Here is a 15,290-nt window from a genome sequence, read left to right on the forward strand (position 1 = left end):
CTTGCCCATGCCGATGGCCAGCGAAGATTTGGCGATTATCGATTGCGCGAACTTGTCGACTTCAGCGTCGAGCGCGTCGACGGGCACGACACGGTTGATCAACCCTTGTTGCAGCGCAGTCGGCGCGTCGATGAAGTCGCCGGTCAGCAGCATTTCCAGCGCCAGCTTGCGGCCGAGTGCCGTGGCGATGCCCTTCCTGATGCGTCTCGGTGTTCATTTTCTGGCCTCCTGCAAAATTACCGGATCTACCCGTCAAGCCTTAGCAGTTTCCATTTAAAGCTGCAGTAAATCAATCGCCCGTTTTGTCCGTTTCCTTTGAGCGCGACTTGGGCGCTGGCTCGGCTTGCTTTGACTCCACAAGGCGCTGGGGCGTTTCGTCGCAACGCCCCGGAGCGACTGCCTTCCCTGTGATCAACGGCTGCAACGCTGGCTGCAGTTCCTTGAGAATCTTTACCGGCAATGACGAAGTGAAGTCATAGTTGGCCGCCTTGGCACCAGGCACGAAGGCGGTCACGACGCCGTAGAAACGCTCGCCGATGTAGAAGGCGAAAGTCGCTGCACGGTTCATCACGCGCGAACTGATGACTGTGCCGTCCGCACCGACAACCTGGTAGCGGTGGTCGCCGGTCCCCGTTTTGCCCCCCACCGGAATCGGCTTGTCGTCATCATCCAGGTAGGCGCCCTTCGCGCGCCGGGCGGTGCCGCTATCGACCACGCGCAACAAGGCACGTCGCGCCACCTGCGCAATTTCGGCCGGCAGTACACGTGCTCCCGGTTCGTATCGACGCTCGAGCCGGGTTTCGAACGGCGTCTCGGCGGCCAAGCGGATCTGATCGATGCGCACGGTTGGGCGCCGTATGCCATCGTTGACCACGACACCCATCAATTCGGCGAGTGCTGCCGGGCGATCGGCCGAACTGCCGATCGAGGTCGCCAATGACGGAACCAGATGCTCAAAGGGATAACCCAGCCGGCGCCACTCGGCAGCAATGCTTTCGAACGCGGTAACCTCGACGATGATATCGATCCGCACCTGCTGGGCATGCTTGAAGCGGCTGGCGAACAACCAGCGCGAGGCCTCGCGGCGCTCGTCGACGCTATCGGCAACGACATCGTGCAGGCTGGCGTTCGGGTACCTGTGCAGGTGGCGAACCAGCCAGAGTTCAAGCGGGTGTATGCGCGCCAGGTAACCCTGGTCGGACAGATCATAGTTGCGCGTCGCATGATTGTCGTAGAGTCGGCGCAGGCCGGCGTCGGTGCCCGCCCGGCTTCCCAGGCGTTGGCGCATGAAGGCCAGAAAAGTGTCAAAGTCGCTTTCCGGTTGCACGCCCAGGAAAACCGCCGCCAGCGTTGACTGGCGCGCGGGTACGGAATCGGCCAGCACGTCGAGGCGTTCCCCTGGTGCCACATCGCGGTACTTGTGCCAGAAGGTACGCAGGAAGCCAATGCCTTCGCGTTCGGCAAAACGATTGAGGAAATCCTGCCGCGCTTCCTTGCCGCCGTTTTCGTCGCTCTCGCGCAACGCGCGTGCCGGCGCATCCACCGCCTCGTAGGCGTAATAGTGCACGATATCGCGCATGATCCGGATGAAAGCCAAATTCACCGACTGTTCCAGTGCCTCGGCCACACTCGGATTCTTGTCGTCCTCTTCGTGCTTGAAGTTGGAAAAGCGGTGCACGCCGCCACCGGTAAAAAAGGTCTCACTCGGGCTGGCCGAGTAACGCCGTTCCATAGCCGCTTCGAGCATCGGTGTCAGGCTGCGGTCCTTGCTGCCGCGCAGATAGGAGATGGCCCAGACGCTCAGCCGGTCGCTGGGCTTGGTGGCGACGCCGTCCAGGCCTTCCGTGTCCAGTTCGGCGTACCGCTGGTGCAGGTCGGCAATGACGTTCAGGTATGAGATCAGCGTGCGGAACTTGGCGCTCGAGCCCAGGTCGAGCTTGGTGCCGGCGTTGATATCGAGCGGCTGATTCAGATTGTCCGCCTGTACGCGCAGGACATTGCCGAGAGGCGCCTTTTCGTAAAGGGTGAAGCTGTAATTGACGCCGGCCGGATCGCCGCGGTCGAGCATGCGATGTGCCTTGAAACCGGCGCAGCGCAGATAATCCGTTTCGGCGAGGCGACCGAGGAACGAGGTGACCCCAGACTGTGCTTCCGCATCCAGCGTGGTACGCGCTTCCAGATCGAAACGGTCCAGAGCATATAAATCCTCGACTCCGAGCAACTCGCCCAGTGTGCCGCGAACATCGTTGACGGCCTTGCGTTCGACGAAAGACACCGCTTCGCCTGAACTCACTCGCCGCGCCGGCGCCAACCGGGTGTGCAGCGCCGCGTCGCGCAAGGCTTCCGGAATGCCACCGTCGTTGCTGAGCAGGCGCAGGTAGCTGTCGGTCAGACTGTCGAGACGTTGCGTCGAATTGAGCAGGAGACCGGATGGACGGCGCTGCGCGACGATCAGCGACAGCGCTTCCCTGAAAACCTCGGCTCGAGCAGCCGGATCGGAATTCGGGTCGGACAGCAAACGGTTGGCCGTTTCGAAGTCGCGGCCATACCACGCCCATAGGCCATCGCCCAGGCCGATGACCTCACCGTAGCCGGCAACTCCGGCAAGCGGCACCGAGTTGAGATAGTCCAGAACGATGCGTTTTCGGGCAGCCAATGTTTCCTCGCCACCCTGATAGGCGCGCAACGAGGCGGAAACCATCTGTCGCAACTTGTCATCGGCATCGCGTGTGCGGCCACCGGGCGAATGCCTGAATTTCTCGATCTGGGTTGCCAGTGTGCTGCCGCCGGCTCGCCCTCCTTCGAGGTCGAGGGCGCGCATGGTCTGGCCCAGTGCCGCACGGCTCAAGCGCCCCCAATCTACTGCCGGGTTACGCCGGGAGTGTTCAGGGTCGAGCAAATCGCGATTTTCGACATAGAGCAAAGCGTCAACGAGCACCGGCGGGATAGCCTCGAACGAGGCGTACTGCCGTTCCGGATAGCGGCTGTCATAGATCGGTTTTCCGTTGCGATCGAGCAGAGTCAGTCCTGCCTGCGTCTTTTCGCGGTAGATCGGGTAATAGCCCCGGCCGGTGATACTGCGAAATTCGTCGGATTGCCGCGCCTGGGCTTTGACGTCATAGCCGGCTGCAACAAGACGCGGCACGATCTCCTTCATCTGGGTGTATCCGAGACGGGCGCTGTAAGGACCGGACGTTGGCAGCCAGAGGTCCGAGTCGGGTCCGTCCTGCACCTGCCAATCGATGCCGCGCGCAAATTCGGAGAAGTAATGCGCCTGGAGGAAAGAATCACGGGCTTCGAGCCAGACTGCCGTCCCGATCGCCAGAGCGGACACCAAGGCGGTCGCAGTCCAGAAGATGACTCGGCGTTTCCGTTTTTTCCTGATTGTCGTGCTGGTGAGGAAGCTTTCGCCTTCCATTGTTTCTTTCATCCGATTACAAGCATCACTCAAAAACACTGTGCCACCGAATTGGCCGATCCGCAGTGGCCAATCGAATACCGCCACTATTATCGCCGAATGCCGGTCGGCCTGACGTCCGATATTGCTGCAATTGTTGCCAAGTTGGAAAATTTTTCGATGGGTTCTGACTCACGCTTTTTGCTTTGTTGCTTTTCGTCCCCAGCGACGCTTTCTTTCCTGTCGCAGCATGCCTTGCGCGGTCTTGTCGAGGTCGACGCGATGAATCGTTTCGAGTTTGCGTAGACGTTCGGTCAGTTCGTTGAAGCCGGGAGGAAACGTATTGCACTTCTGGGCAAAAACGATTTTGTTGTCGCCGTCCTCGGCGTTGACGACGACACACTTTTCGTCGAAGGCACTGCGGATTCGGCCGACATAGCAACCGCAAGCGCTGTCGTTGGCGCACAGGTTGACCACCAGAACACCGCCGGCATTCAGCTTGGCGTAACAGTCGCCGTAAAAGGCGGGGCTGCACAGACTGGGGGGCTGTCCTTCGCTATCAAAGCCGTCGATCAGCAACACGTCAGCCAACCCGGCATCGCTTCGCAGGTACTCTGCGCCATCGCCGCAGAGTACGCTGAAGCGGGGGCCGTCCGGCGGGATTCTAAATTCGTCGCGCAGGGCGATGATCTCTTCGGAAAGCTCTACGGCAATGAATTCGCTGTCGGGCAACATGCGCCGGCAATACTTGGCCAGCGACCCGCCGCCGAGGCCGATCATCACGATGCGCTTCGGTTTGGGCTGCAGCAGCAGAAAACCCATCATCGTGCGCGTGTAATCGAGTACCAGCCGGTCGGGGTCTACCTTGAGCATACGGCTCTGGATGGTCGGAAAATTAAAGTGCAGCGACAGCTCGCCGTTGGCTTCGTGGAGCAGCGTGCTCTCAGTGTCGGCTGTGGGCGTGTCTCGATCGGGCATGACGCATTATCCTGGATGTCGGAACACGCGTCACAGGGCTGTCAAAATTTCCTTCGCCGCATTGCAGGACGGGCTGCGTTGCGCAACGAGCCGCACGCGCTGTTGTTCTTGACAAGCGTTCGATCATCAACCATACCAACAAAATGGGAAGCTGATGAACATGCTGCTAAAACGCCTTGCTGGACACTGGCCAGCTCGCGACGCTGCCGGAAGGCGCTTGCTGGGCGGGGTTCTTTGCACGTTTCTGCCGCTGCTGGCCCTTCTCACGCTCCTGACCCTATCGTTTGGAATGGCACGAGCGGTGGCTGGTAACCCGGCGCTTGTTCTCACCGTTCAGGACGCGATCGGCCCGGCCAGTGCTGACTACATCGTGCGCGGCTTGCAGCGGGCGCAACAAGAAGGCGCGCCGCTGGTCGTATTGCGGATCGATACCCCCGGCGGGCTGGACATCGCCATGCGCCAGATCATCCAGGCCATTCTGGCGTCGCCGGTGCCGGTTGTAACCTACGTCAGCCCGCAGGGAGCGCGGGCGGCTAGCGCCGGCACCTACATCCTTTACGCCAGCCACATTGCGGCGATGGCGCCGGCAACCACGCTCGGCGCGGCCACCCCGGTATCGATCGGCCTGCCCGGCGCACCGTCACGCCCGGAAACTCCGGAAACGGAGCCGTCCACGCCGGCTGACACGGCCAAAGCCAAGACGCAAGCCAAGCCAGAAAACGTTCCGGCCACCATTCCCGCTTCGGGCGACACGATGAAGACCAAGCAGGTGAACGACGCTGCCGCGTTTATCCGTGGGCTGGCGCAGCTTCACGGACGAAACGCCGAATGGGCCGAACGCGCTGTTCGCGAGGCGGTCACCCTGACCGCTTCCGAGGCTCTGAGTGAGCGGGTTATTGATGTCGTCTCGCCCGATATTCCCGACTTGCTGGCCCAAATCGACGGCCGGACCGTGCACATGCAGGCAGGAAGTTTGAAGCTGGCCACGCGCGGCCTGACGACACAGCAGTTGCTGCCCGACGCGCGCCATCGACTGCTGTCGGTAATCGCCAAACCGAGCTTCGCGATCATCCTGATGATGATTGGTATCTACGGGCTGATTTTCGAGTTTTCGTCGCCGGGATTCGGCGTTCCCGGCACGGTGGGCGCGATCTGTCTGCTGCTCGCGTTGTTTGCGCTGCAAATGCTGCCGGTAAACTACGCCGGTCTGGGATTGATCGTGCTGGGTTTCGGATTGCTGGCTGCCGAACTGCTGACGCCAACCTTTGGCATCCTGGGTGTCGGCGGAGTCGTTGCTTTCATTGCCGGCGGCCTGCTGCTTTTCGATCGCGACGTGCCCGGCCTCGGCGTACCGCTGCCGCTGCTTTTCGGCCTGGCAGCCAGCTCCGCAGCGGTCGTATTGCTCGGCGGCGGCATGGCCCTGCGCGCGCGCCACGCGCCGGTGGTCAGTGGTTCGGAAGAATTGATCGGAGCCACTGGTGAAGTCCAGGCCGTTGAAGACGGCAAAGCGTGGGCACTGATCCATGGAGAACGCTGGCAGGTGCGTTCCGCGAGTCCGTTGGCGCTGGGTCAGCGTGTGCGCGTACACACCCTGCACGGCCTCACGCTTGAGGTTTCCCCTATCGACGATATCCCGCCATCACAAGGAGAGCTGCGATGATCTTTGACCTCAACCTGGGCCTGGGCAGCATCCTGCTGCCTTTGTTGCTGATCCTGCTGTTCAGTTCGCTACGCATCCTCCGCGAGTACCAGCGTGGCGTCGTCTTTCAACTCGGCCGCTTCTGGAAGGTCAAGGGTCCCGGACTGGTGATTGTTGTACCCGGCATTCAGCAAATGGTGCGCGTCGACTTGCGCGTGGTGACGATGGACGTCGCACCTCAGGACGTAATCTCGCGCGACAACGTGTCAGTCAAGGTCAATGCCGTAGTCTTCTTCCGCGTTGTCGACCCGCAGAAGGCAATCATCCAGGTCGAGGACTTCCTGATGGCCACCTCGCAGCTTGCACAGACGACGCTGCGCGTCGTTCTTGGCAAGCACGAACTCGACGAAATGCTCGCCGAACGCGAGCGGCTGAACCTCGATGTACAGAAGATCCTCGACGCGCAGACCGATTCATGGGGAATCAAGGTCACCAATGTCGAGATCAAGCACATCGATCTCAACGAGACGATGATCCGTGCCATCGCCCGCCAGGCCGAGGCCGAGCGCGAGCGGCGCGCCAAGGTGATTCATGCCGAAGGTGAAAAGCAGGCCGCTTCGGCTTTGCTCGAAGCGGCCACGACGCTGGCGCAGCGCCCGGAGGCGATGCAATTGCGCTACCTGCAAACGATGACTCAAGTCGCCGGCGACCGGGCGACGACGGTCGTCCTGCCCTTGCCGCTTGACCTGCTCGCCGCCCTGAAGCCCAAGGAAAAGTAGGTGAGCGTGATGACGCGCCGTGCGGACCGCCGCGACAGCAATCACATCGTGCGCCGCAGGCACCGCCGATAATGTGCCGGCGCCATCCCCGTCCAGTTCACAAACGCGCGGTAAAAGGCTGATGGATCGGCGAAGCCGAGATCAGCGGCAATACGTGCAAGCGGTTGTTGCGTTTTGTTCAACCTGTCGATCGCCAGGTCGCGGCGCAGGGCATCCTTGACCCCCTGAAAACTCGACCCTTCGTCTTCGAGCCGTCGGTGCAAGGTACGTGGCGACAGATGCAATTCCCGGGCGACTTCGGCGAGCGGCTTGGCTTCCGGCAAGGCGTTGCGCAGGCAGTTGTGAACGCGCAGCACCATCTCGCGATCGCGGCGGTAGAGCAGCGTCAACTTGCCAGGTGCGCCGACAAGAAATAATTTCAATGCCGCCTCATCGCGGCGAATCTGCAGGTCGAGAAGGTTGGCGGCAAAGGTGGCGATCAGCGCTCCACCGGCAGCGTCATCGGCAAATTTCGAGGTTGCCGTGTAGATCAGCGCATAGTCGTCGGCGTGTGCTGGGCGCGGATAAGGGAAGGTGGCCGCGTCGAGCACGATGCGGATGCCCACCAGCCAGGAACTCAGGCCATGCAGCAAACGCAACAGCCATTCGAATGCGAAAACGCGTCCGATGTTGAGCGGGCGGGTTTCGACGATGCGGAGCCGCGCTTCGCCGCGATCGCGCTCAAGCGATACGGCAAGATCGGGGAGCACCAGGCGCAGGAAGCGCGAACTGCGTTCCAGCGCATCGGCCAGCGTCGGCGCCGTGATGACGCTGCGACAGAGAAATTCGTAGCTGCCGCAGCGCATCGGCGTGGCAAACAATCCGAACGCTTCGTCGTCTAGCTGGCGGTTGAGTAAGGTGTAGAGCGCTGCGTAGCGGTCGACCGGCACGCGCGCCGCCGGGTCTTCGATTACTGTTGCCGCGATGCCAGCGGCTTCCAGCAATGGCACAGGATCGATACCTTGGTGACACAGGCCCGACAGCATGCCCCGCACAAAGCCGATGGCCACCGTCGCCCGCGGAGAATGGACGCTGGGTGAGGCGCCGCTCAGGGCGCCGGTCAGAAGGCCGCCAGCGCGGGTGGCTTCGCGCCGCGCGCTCGACGCCAGCTTGGCAGATTTATCAGGATCGGTCATTTGAGGCTCATAAAACCGTGTATTTGCAGGATATTCTACTTTGGCAATAATTACATGGTTGACGGCATCACGGGCAATGGCTTTATTGACGCCGGCTTTCTATGATGAGTACACCTGCATTTATTTTGATTCTCGTGGAGCCAGCCCCTGATGACCGACCTTTCCGTTGCCAAGATCCTCGTCCCCTACAAGCCCAAACATAAGGTGCGTTTCGTCAGTGCTGCCGCACTCTTTGACGGGCACGACGCGTCGATCAACATCATGCGCCGCATCCTGCAGGCGACCGGTGCGGAAGTGATCCACCTGGGGCATAACCGCTCGGTGCAGGAGATCGTCAACGCGGCGCTGCAGGAAGACGTTCAGGGCATCGCCATCACCTCGTACCAGGGTGGGCATCTCGAATTCTTCAAATATATGATCGACCTGCTGCGGGCCGGTGGCGGTGAGAACATCAAGGTTTTCGGCGGCGGTGGCGGCGTCATCGTACCCGCCGAGATCAAGGAACTGCACGACTACGGCGTGACCCGCCTATACGCGCCGGGAGACGGCCAGTCAATGGGCCTGCAGGGGATGATCAACGACCTCGTGGCGCAGTCCGACACCGACCTCACGACGCTGGCACCGCAAAATCCGGAGGCGGTACTGGGCGCGTTGAAGAGCGGCGACCGCCGCAGTCTGGCGCGCATCATCACGGCGCTGGAGAACGGCGCCTATGACGAATCGCTGCGCCGGCAAATCATCAAGGATGCGGCGGGACTCAAAATTCCGACGCTCGGCATTACGGGCACCGGCGGTGCCGGTAAGTCCTCGCTGACCGACGAACTGGTGCGCCGCTTCCGACTCGACCAGGACGACAGCATCAAGCTGGCCATCGTCTCGATCGATCCCTCGCGCAAGCGGACCGGCGGCGCGCTGCTGGGCGACCGCATCCGCATGAACGCCATTGAGCATCCGAACATCTACATGCGCTCGCTGGCCACGCGCGACACCGGATCCGAAATCTCGTCAGCGCTGCCCGAGGTGATTGCCGCGTGCAAGCTGGCAGGCTTCGATTTCGTCATCGTCGAGACCTCCGGCATCGGCCAAGGCAACGCCGCCATCGTTCCGCTGGTTGACGTCTCGCTCTATGTCATGACGCCGGAATTTGGAGCCGCCTCGCAACTGGAAAAGATCGACATGCTCGACTTCGCCGATTTCGTGGTAATCAACAAGTTCGACCGCAAGGGCGCCGACGATGCGCTGCGCGACGTGCGCAAGCAGTACCAGCGCAATCACGAAGCCTTCGGCACCGCTGTCGCGGAAATGCCGGTTTTTGGCACCATGGCCGCCCGCTTCAATGACGATGGCGTTACGGCGCTGTATCAGGCGCTGCTGCCGAAACTGCAGTCCTTCGGCCTGAAAGCAAAGCCAGGCAAGCTGCCCGTTGTTTCGGTCCGCCATTCGTCGGACCAGCACGCCATCGTCCCGGCGCAGCGCACGCGCTATCTGGCCGAGGTCGCCGAAGCGGTGCGCGACTATCACGTCCATACGGCGCAGCAGGCGACCATTGCCCGCGAGCGGCAATCGCTGAAAACGTCCAAGACGCTGTTCGAAGGCTGCGGCAAGGCGGCCGCAGATTTTGATGAACTGATTGCCTTGAAGGACGGCCAGCTCGATCCGCGGGCGAAGAAGCTGCTTGAAATGTGGCCGAAAACCGTCGAACTCTACGCGCAGGACGAATACGTGGTGAAGATCCGCCACAAGGAAATCCGAACCAAGCTGACCAACGCCTCGCTTTCCGGCTCGCGAATCCGCAAGGTGTCGCTGCCGACCTATGCAGACGAAGGCGAAGTGCTGCGCTTCCTGATGAAGGAGAACATCCCCGGCTCGTTCCCTTTCACCGCCGGCGTCTTCGCCTTCAAGCGCGAGAACGAAGACCCGACGCGCATGTTTGCCGGCGAGGGCGACGCTTTCCGTACCAATCGTCGCTTCAAGCGGGTTTCAGAGGGTATGCCGGCCAAACGGCTGTCGACGGCCTTCGACTCGGTGACGCTCTATGGCTGTGACCCCGACGAGCGGCCGGACATCTACGGCAAGGTCGGCAATTCGGGTGTCTCGATCGCCACGCTCGACGACATGAAGGTGCTGTTCGACGGCTTCGATCTGTGCGCGCCGACCACCTCGGTCTCGCTGACAATCAACGGGCCGGCGCCGATCATCCTGGCGTTCTATTTCAACACCGCGATCGATCAGCAGATCGACAAGTTCAAGCTGGACAACGGACGCGAGCCGACCGAAGACGAAGCGCAGAAAATCCGAGAATGGGTATTCGCGTCGATGCGCGGCACGGTGCAGGCCGACATCCTGAAGGAAGACCAGGGCCAGAATACCTGCATCTTCTCGACCGAATTCGCGCTGAAGATGATGGGCGACATCCAGGAGTACTTCGTACATCACGACATCGGCAACTTCTACTCGGTGTCGATTTCCGGCTATCACATCGCCGAAGCCGGTGCCAATCCGGTTTCGCAACTGGCCTTCACGCTGGCCAACGGCTTCACCTACGTCGAAGCGTATCTGGCGCGCGGCATGCAGATCGACGACTTCGCGCCCAACCTCTCGTTCTTCTTCTCCAACGGCATGGACCCGGAATACTCGGTGATCGGCCGTGTCGCCCGCCGCATCTGGGCGATCGCGATGAAGAACAAGTACGGCGCCAACGAGCGCAGCCAGAAACTCAAGTACCACATCCAGACCTCGGGGCGTTCGCTGCACGCGCAGGAAATGTCCTTCAACGACATCCGCACGACGCTGCAGGCGCTGATCGCCATCTACGACAACTGCAACTCGCTGCACACCAACGCCTATGACGAAGCGATCACCACGCCGACCGAGGAGAGCGTGCGCCGCGCCATGGCCATCCAGCTAGTGATCAACCGCGAATGGGGACTGGCGATGAACGAGAACCCGAATCAGGGTTCGTTCATCATCGACGAGCTGACCGACCTGGTCGAAGAAGCCGTACTCAAGGAATTCGAAGCCATCGCCTCGCGCGGCGGCGTGCTCGGCGCCATGGAAAGCGGTTACCAGCGCAGTAAGATCCAGGAAGAATCGCTCTACTACGAGAGCAAGAAGCACGACGGGTCGTACCCGATTATCGGCGTCAACACCTTCCGCAACCCGAAGGGCGATGCGCAGATCGAGATCGAAATGGCGCGTTCGACGGAAGAAGAGAAGCAGTCGCAGATCACCCGCCTGCAAGACTTTCACCAGCGCAACGCCGACGCGTCGGCGGCCATGCTCGACCGCCTCAAGCAAGCCGTCATCGACAACGGTAACGTCTTTGCCGTACTGATCGATGCAGTGCGCGTCTGTTCGCTCGGTCAGATCACCACCGCGCTCTACGACGTCGGCGGGCAGTACCGGCGCAGCATGTAGAAAGCCGGGGTTGGCGGTGCGGCGCTTCGTCGCCATGCACTGCGTGCTTATTCCGCCAGCGGCTGCAGTAGTTTGGGCGCGATCATCGCCAGAAACTGCGTTGCCGGCTCCCTGACCTCGGGCGCGAGCAGTTCGAGCAGAGAGGCGTCCTTCTCAACGGCAGCGTTGAGAGCCTCGCGGAAAGGCAGCAGTTCGCCGTTGGGAAATGCGGAATCCAACGCGGTCAAGAGCAATGCCTCCTTTCCTAACCTGAGGACAATTTCTGCCATTAGGGTTAGCGATTCTATTTCTTTTGTGTCCTCGGGCCTTAACTTGGCGAGCGCTTTTAGGAAATACGGCAAGGGATTCGATGTGTCGTCTGCAGCAATGATTGTGCTACAGGAAGACGCAACAGCAAACGGTATACCATCGATTTCGATGGCTCGTTTTGCTGCGGAAGCGGCATTAGCGAACTTCTTTTCATCGGACCGGGAAAATGCCAAGAACGCCCAAGGAAAAAAGCCTGCGTCGTCATAGTCGAGGAGTGCCTTCGCATTTGCCTCGAATTCCTTGTGTGCAATTTGACTTGGTGTTTCGTAATCGAACATTTTGGCTAGTGCGATCAAATAGGGAGCGTTTAGTCGCAGTGTTAGGGCAGCCATGCCTTCGCGATCTGAGATTCGGGTAGCTTGTCCGTTCTGCGTCGCACTGGCCAAGAGGCGGGCCGCCTTGGGACCGAATTGCTGGATTGTCCGCAACGATACGGATCGCACAACTGTATAGACAGCATCAGCGTCAACGGGGTCGCGCTTGACTCCCGCTCCATCGAGCAACGCGTCAAGTAATGCCGCATTGTCAGAGGCGCTAAACACTGCTGTTTCCAGCCATTCCCGGCGAGAGGAATTCTCGTGTTGTTCTTCGCGCATTTGATTCAAGACTTGGCCCAGTTCAATATGGCAGTGGCGTATTTTGATGTCCGATTCGGTGCCGTCGAGATCGAATAGTTCGGCAAGGGTACGGTCATCATTGGTCTTCACCAGCAGTTCAAGCGCACAGTCGATCAGTGCGCGCTTGAAGATAGGATCGTCCACGGCGTCGCCCAGTGCGACCAGGGTTTCGGCATCGCGTGCGTTCTCGCTCGCTTGAGCCATTCGGCGCCTGGCCATCGCCTGGAGTTCCTCGTTGCTGTAAAGCCCTCGCAGGCATTCGACCAGCCAGATCAGCCGCCTTCGCAATCGGCGGCTGGTGCGCATCAAATACCAGATGTTGAAAAAACGTTCGCCAATCTGAAAATTGAGGCGCTTGCTCTTTGGTGCCTTCACGCGCTCGACGATGCCGGCACCGATGAGCCGATCAAGCTGCGCGGAAACGAGATTGACCTTCCAGCCGAGTTGCTTGGTCAGCGTGGCGGCGCTGGCGGGGTGCCAGTGGAGGGCGAGCTTGTCGAGCAATTGCTGCGACTGGGGCGGCAACTCCTCGAAGCGCGCCTTGTAGAGCGGCGTGACTTCGTCGAGCAAGCCTTCGAGGTCGGATCTCACATCGCCGTCTATACCCTTTAGGAGAACGCTGTAGAGGAGGACCGCGGTACGCGGGTTGCCGCCGGTGAGGGTGTGTAGCACGCGCAGACGCGCCGGGTCGGCATCGACGCGTTCGATAATGTGTTCTGCCTTGGCGAGACGGGCGAGATTCAGGATGGTGTCGCGCATCTCGATCTCGCTCAGGCCGCGCAGCTCGTCGATCTTGAAGAAGTCGTAGAAGGCCGCCTTGTAGTTGTAGGTGGATTCGAGCACCTTGGCGCTGGCGCCGACGATGAGAATTTCCGGATGCGCCTGCAGGGCCTCGCGCAGCTTCCAGTCTTCGGTCTTGATGCGCTCGAAGACGAGATCAACATTGTCGACCAGCAGCAACAGACGGCGTTGCAAGGTGCCGGCCGAGCGTAACAGCGCGCCGAGCGCTCCTTCGCCGTCTTTGCGGTCGATTTGCTCGACATCGGCGTCGAGTTCGTTGGATTCGGCAACCTGGCCACGGGATTCGAGCAGGTCGCTCAGCGCGTCGAGGCAGTTGAGCCAGAAATCGCTCAGGCTGGCGACGTTGTATTGCTCCTCGGGAAAGCTCAACGGCAGCCAGGATGCATTGAGCTGAACGTCGTCCTCGACGGCGACGGCGATGCGGCGCAACAGGGTCGACTTGCCCATGCCGCGCAAGCCGACGATCAGGCGGTGCTGGGGATGGTTGCTGGCATCCTCGCGTTTGAGGTCGTCGACGATACGCTCCAGCAGGGCGGGACGGGCGACGTAGTAGGCGCGAACTTCGTTGGCGTTCCACAGGCGCGGGTTGTAGAGCGCTGGCGCTTTGTAGCTGTAGGGCTGACTCGGTGAGTTCATGCGCGCAGCTCCTTCAACCAGTACATGCGCAGCCATTCCAGGCGATAGGCGTAGTGATCAGTTCCGTGGCGGACGAGGTAGCCGTCGTTTTCGAGAATCTGCAGCAAATGGCGCAGCATGCGGCCGCGCACGTCCGGATCGGCAATCTGCGGTTGCAACGCTTGCGCCAGCGCGTCGGAAGTCATGCCCTCAGGCGTGGCGCAAATCAGATCGAGAATTCGGGTGGCGTAGCCGGCCTCGGGCTGCCCGAGTTCGTCATCGAGTCGCTGCCGCCAATAGTCGAAATGCACGCGATAGCTCTGTCCGAGTAACTTGTTGAATACCGCATCGACGGCGGTCGGCGACGGTTGGGTCTGCTCGTCCAGACAGGCGTCGCGCAGATGGCTGAACATCAACTGCAGGTAGTAGGGTACCGGCCATCCAATACGTTTTAGCAGATGCTCGATGGTGGCGGAGTCGAGCGGAAGTTCATAGCTGTGAGCCAGTTCAGCGAGAAGACGGCTTGCCGAATCTTGCGAAAACGCATCGAGCTTGAACGGTTCGAGGTCGTTGATCGCGTCGCCGATGAGCAATCGCGCAGCCATGGTGTCGAGGCCGATGGAGCCCGCCAGCAGCCACTTGATACGCTGAAAATGGGTTTGCCGCAGTTCGCGCAACCAGTAGAGAAAAGTGCGGGCGCGCTGGCGACCCGGCTCGCCTTGCTGGAGCAGTTTGACGATGAAGACCGGCAACTCGTCTATACAGATCAGCCAGTTGTCTTCACTGGCCGCTAGAGCTGTGCCGATTTCCTCCCCCGCGGATCGCCAGCTATCGGACCTCTCGTTTGTCCAGTCGATGCCGGTACCGGCAATTTTTATCGACTTGATGCCGTCAAATAGCTTGCTGGCTTTCTGGCCTGTGGTATGCAGAATGTGGAGCGCCTTGAAAAGCTCCTGTACGCAGTTACGCTCGTCTTCGCAACCGGCAAAGCTGCAATGCAGACTGAAAAAACGATGCGTCTGCGAGTCCTGGCAAAGACGGTAGATCAGCGATGTCTTGCCGATGCGCCGCGGCGCGAGCATCAATAAGTGATTACTCTCAAGCTTGCGCCATATCTGGCGCTGTTCCAGTTCACGGTCGAAGAAGTCATCACCTACGACGGGATTTCCTATAGTCAATTTCATGCCAAGCCTCATATACAACAATATTGATGTACAACATTTTAGATGTACAGCGGGTTTGTTGTAAAGCGGTTTTGATATGGCTGCGATGTTGGTACTCGCCTGCGCAAAAGCAGCTAGTCCTACCGTTGAAAACCCGTGCGATGATTCTGAAAGCAATCCGGCACTTTGACACGGTGCAAACGACTCGGCCAAGGCCAATAACCGCAGTGAAATGCGCGCCGTAATCCGACTTGCTGGAAGTTGCGGATTGGTTCCCCCGTTCGATTCGGCCGCTGCAAAACCCAAAAAGCCATTGAATCAACGTTGAGGCGTGGCAGCGATTTGCGTACTGCTTTCGAGGCAGTCCATAATACCCACCTCGAACAGGACTGCAGGGAAC

Annotated in this window: 9 protein-coding genes; 3 read left to right on the forward strand and 6 right to left on the reverse strand. The window is 60.3% G+C overall.

The window, feature by feature from the left end; all coding sequences use genetic code 11:
- The 3 genes from PROAA_RS18530 to PROAA_RS18540 form a co-directional block, all read right to left on the reverse strand.
- Nucleotides 1-201: enoyl-CoA hydratase-related protein (locus PROAA_RS18530; protein WP_425394038.1), on the reverse strand; the 201-nt coding region annotated here is incomplete at its 3' end.
- Nucleotides 202-289: 88 nt separating this feature from the next.
- The gene (locus PROAA_RS18535) at nucleotides 290-3,418 is read right to left on the reverse strand and encodes a transglycosylase domain-containing protein (protein WP_186412771.1); all 3,129 of its coding nucleotides are present in this window, start codon (nucleotides 3,416-3,418) and stop codon (nucleotides 290-292) included.
- Nucleotides 3,419-3,589: 171 nt separating this feature from the next.
- Nucleotides 3,590-4,375, reverse strand: a complete 786-nt coding sequence (locus PROAA_RS18540) for a class I SAM-dependent methyltransferase (RefSeq protein ID WP_186412772.1) — start codon at nucleotides 4,373-4,375, stop codon at nucleotides 3,590-3,592.
- 154 nt (nucleotides 4,376-4,529) lie between these two features.
- Here PROAA_RS18540 and PROAA_RS18545 point away from each other — a divergent pair, with 154 nt between their 5' ends.
- Together PROAA_RS18545 and PROAA_RS18550 are read left to right on the forward strand one after the other, a co-directional pair.
- Nucleotides 4,530-6,035, forward strand: coding sequence for an NfeD family protein (locus PROAA_RS18545; protein WP_245664354.1), 1,506 nt, complete (start codon nucleotides 4,530-4,532; stop codon nucleotides 6,033-6,035).
- Nucleotides 6,032-6,793, forward strand: coding sequence for a slipin family protein (locus PROAA_RS18550; RefSeq protein ID WP_186412773.1), 762 nt, complete (start codon nucleotides 6,032-6,034; stop codon nucleotides 6,791-6,793). Before PROAA_RS18545 ends, PROAA_RS18550 begins: the two co-directional genes overlap by 4 nt.
- 41 nt (nucleotides 6,794-6,834) lie before the next feature.
- Here PROAA_RS18550 and PROAA_RS18555 read toward each other — a convergent pair whose 3' ends face one another.
- On the reverse strand, nucleotides 6,835-7,818 hold the full coding sequence (locus PROAA_RS18555; RefSeq protein WP_245664355.1) for an AraC family transcriptional regulator: 984 nt from the start codon (nucleotides 7,816-7,818) through the stop codon (nucleotides 6,835-6,837).
- Nucleotides 7,819-8,118: 300 nt separating this feature from the next.
- Between PROAA_RS18555 and icmF the strand changes: the two genes are divergently transcribed.
- Nucleotides 8,119-11,385 carry a fused isobutyryl-CoA mutase/GTPase IcmF gene (icmF, locus tag PROAA_RS18560; protein ID WP_186412775.1) on the forward strand — a complete coding sequence of 1,089 codons (3,267 nt, stop codon included), beginning with the start codon at nucleotides 8,119-8,121 and terminating at the stop codon, nucleotides 11,383-11,385.
- A 47-nt stretch (nucleotides 11,386-11,432) separates the two neighbouring features.
- Here icmF and PROAA_RS18565 read toward each other — a convergent pair whose 3' ends face one another.
- Together PROAA_RS18565 and PROAA_RS18570 are read right to left on the reverse strand one after the other, a co-directional pair.
- Nucleotides 11,433-13,748 (reverse strand): AAA family ATPase, encoded by a 2,316-nt coding sequence (locus PROAA_RS18565; protein ID WP_186412776.1) that lies wholly within the window; start codon nucleotides 13,746-13,748, stop codon nucleotides 11,433-11,435.
- A complete protein-coding gene (locus tag PROAA_RS18570) occupies nucleotides 13,745-14,911 on the reverse strand; it encodes an ATP-binding protein (RefSeq protein ID WP_186412777.1) in 1,167 nt (388 codons plus the stop codon). Before PROAA_RS18570 ends, PROAA_RS18565 begins: the two co-directional genes overlap by 4 nt.
- Between the last annotated feature and the right edge of the window lie 379 nt (nucleotides 14,912-15,290).

Origin of the sequence: Candidatus Propionivibrio aalborgensis, assembly GCF_900089945.1 — a bacterium.
GTDB classification, from domain to species: domain Bacteria; phylum Pseudomonadota; class Gammaproteobacteria; order Burkholderiales; family Rhodocyclaceae; genus Propionivibrio; species Propionivibrio aalborgensis.

Coding starts and splice junctions, on each gene's coding strand:
- icmF (WP_186412775.1), top strand. CDS start 8,119: ATGACCGACCTTTCCGTTGCCAAGATCCTCGTCCCCTACAAGCCCAAA.
- PROAA_RS18540 (WP_186412772.1), bottom strand. CDS start 4,375: ATGCCCGATCGAGACACGCCCACAGCCGACACTGAGAGCACGCTGCTC.
- PROAA_RS18545 (WP_245664354.1), top strand. CDS start 4,530: ATGAACATGCTGCTAAAACGCCTTGCTGGACACTGGCCAGCTCGCGAC.
- PROAA_RS18535 (WP_186412771.1), bottom strand. CDS start 3,418: ATGGAAGGCGAAAGCTTCCTCACCAGCACGACAATCAGGAAAAAACGG.
- PROAA_RS18550 (WP_186412773.1), top strand. CDS start 6,032: ATGATCTTTGACCTCAACCTGGGCCTGGGCAGCATCCTGCTGCCTTTG.
- PROAA_RS18565 (WP_186412776.1), bottom strand. CDS start 13,748: ATGAACTCACCGAGTCAGCCCTACAGCTACAAAGCGCCAGCGCTCTAC.
- PROAA_RS18570 (WP_186412777.1), bottom strand. CDS start 14,911: ATGAAATTGACTATAGGAAATCCCGTCGTAGGTGATGACTTCTTCGAC.
- PROAA_RS18555 (WP_245664355.1), bottom strand. CDS start 7,818: ATGCTGTCGGGCCTGTGTCACCAAGGTATCGATCCTGTGCCATTGCTG.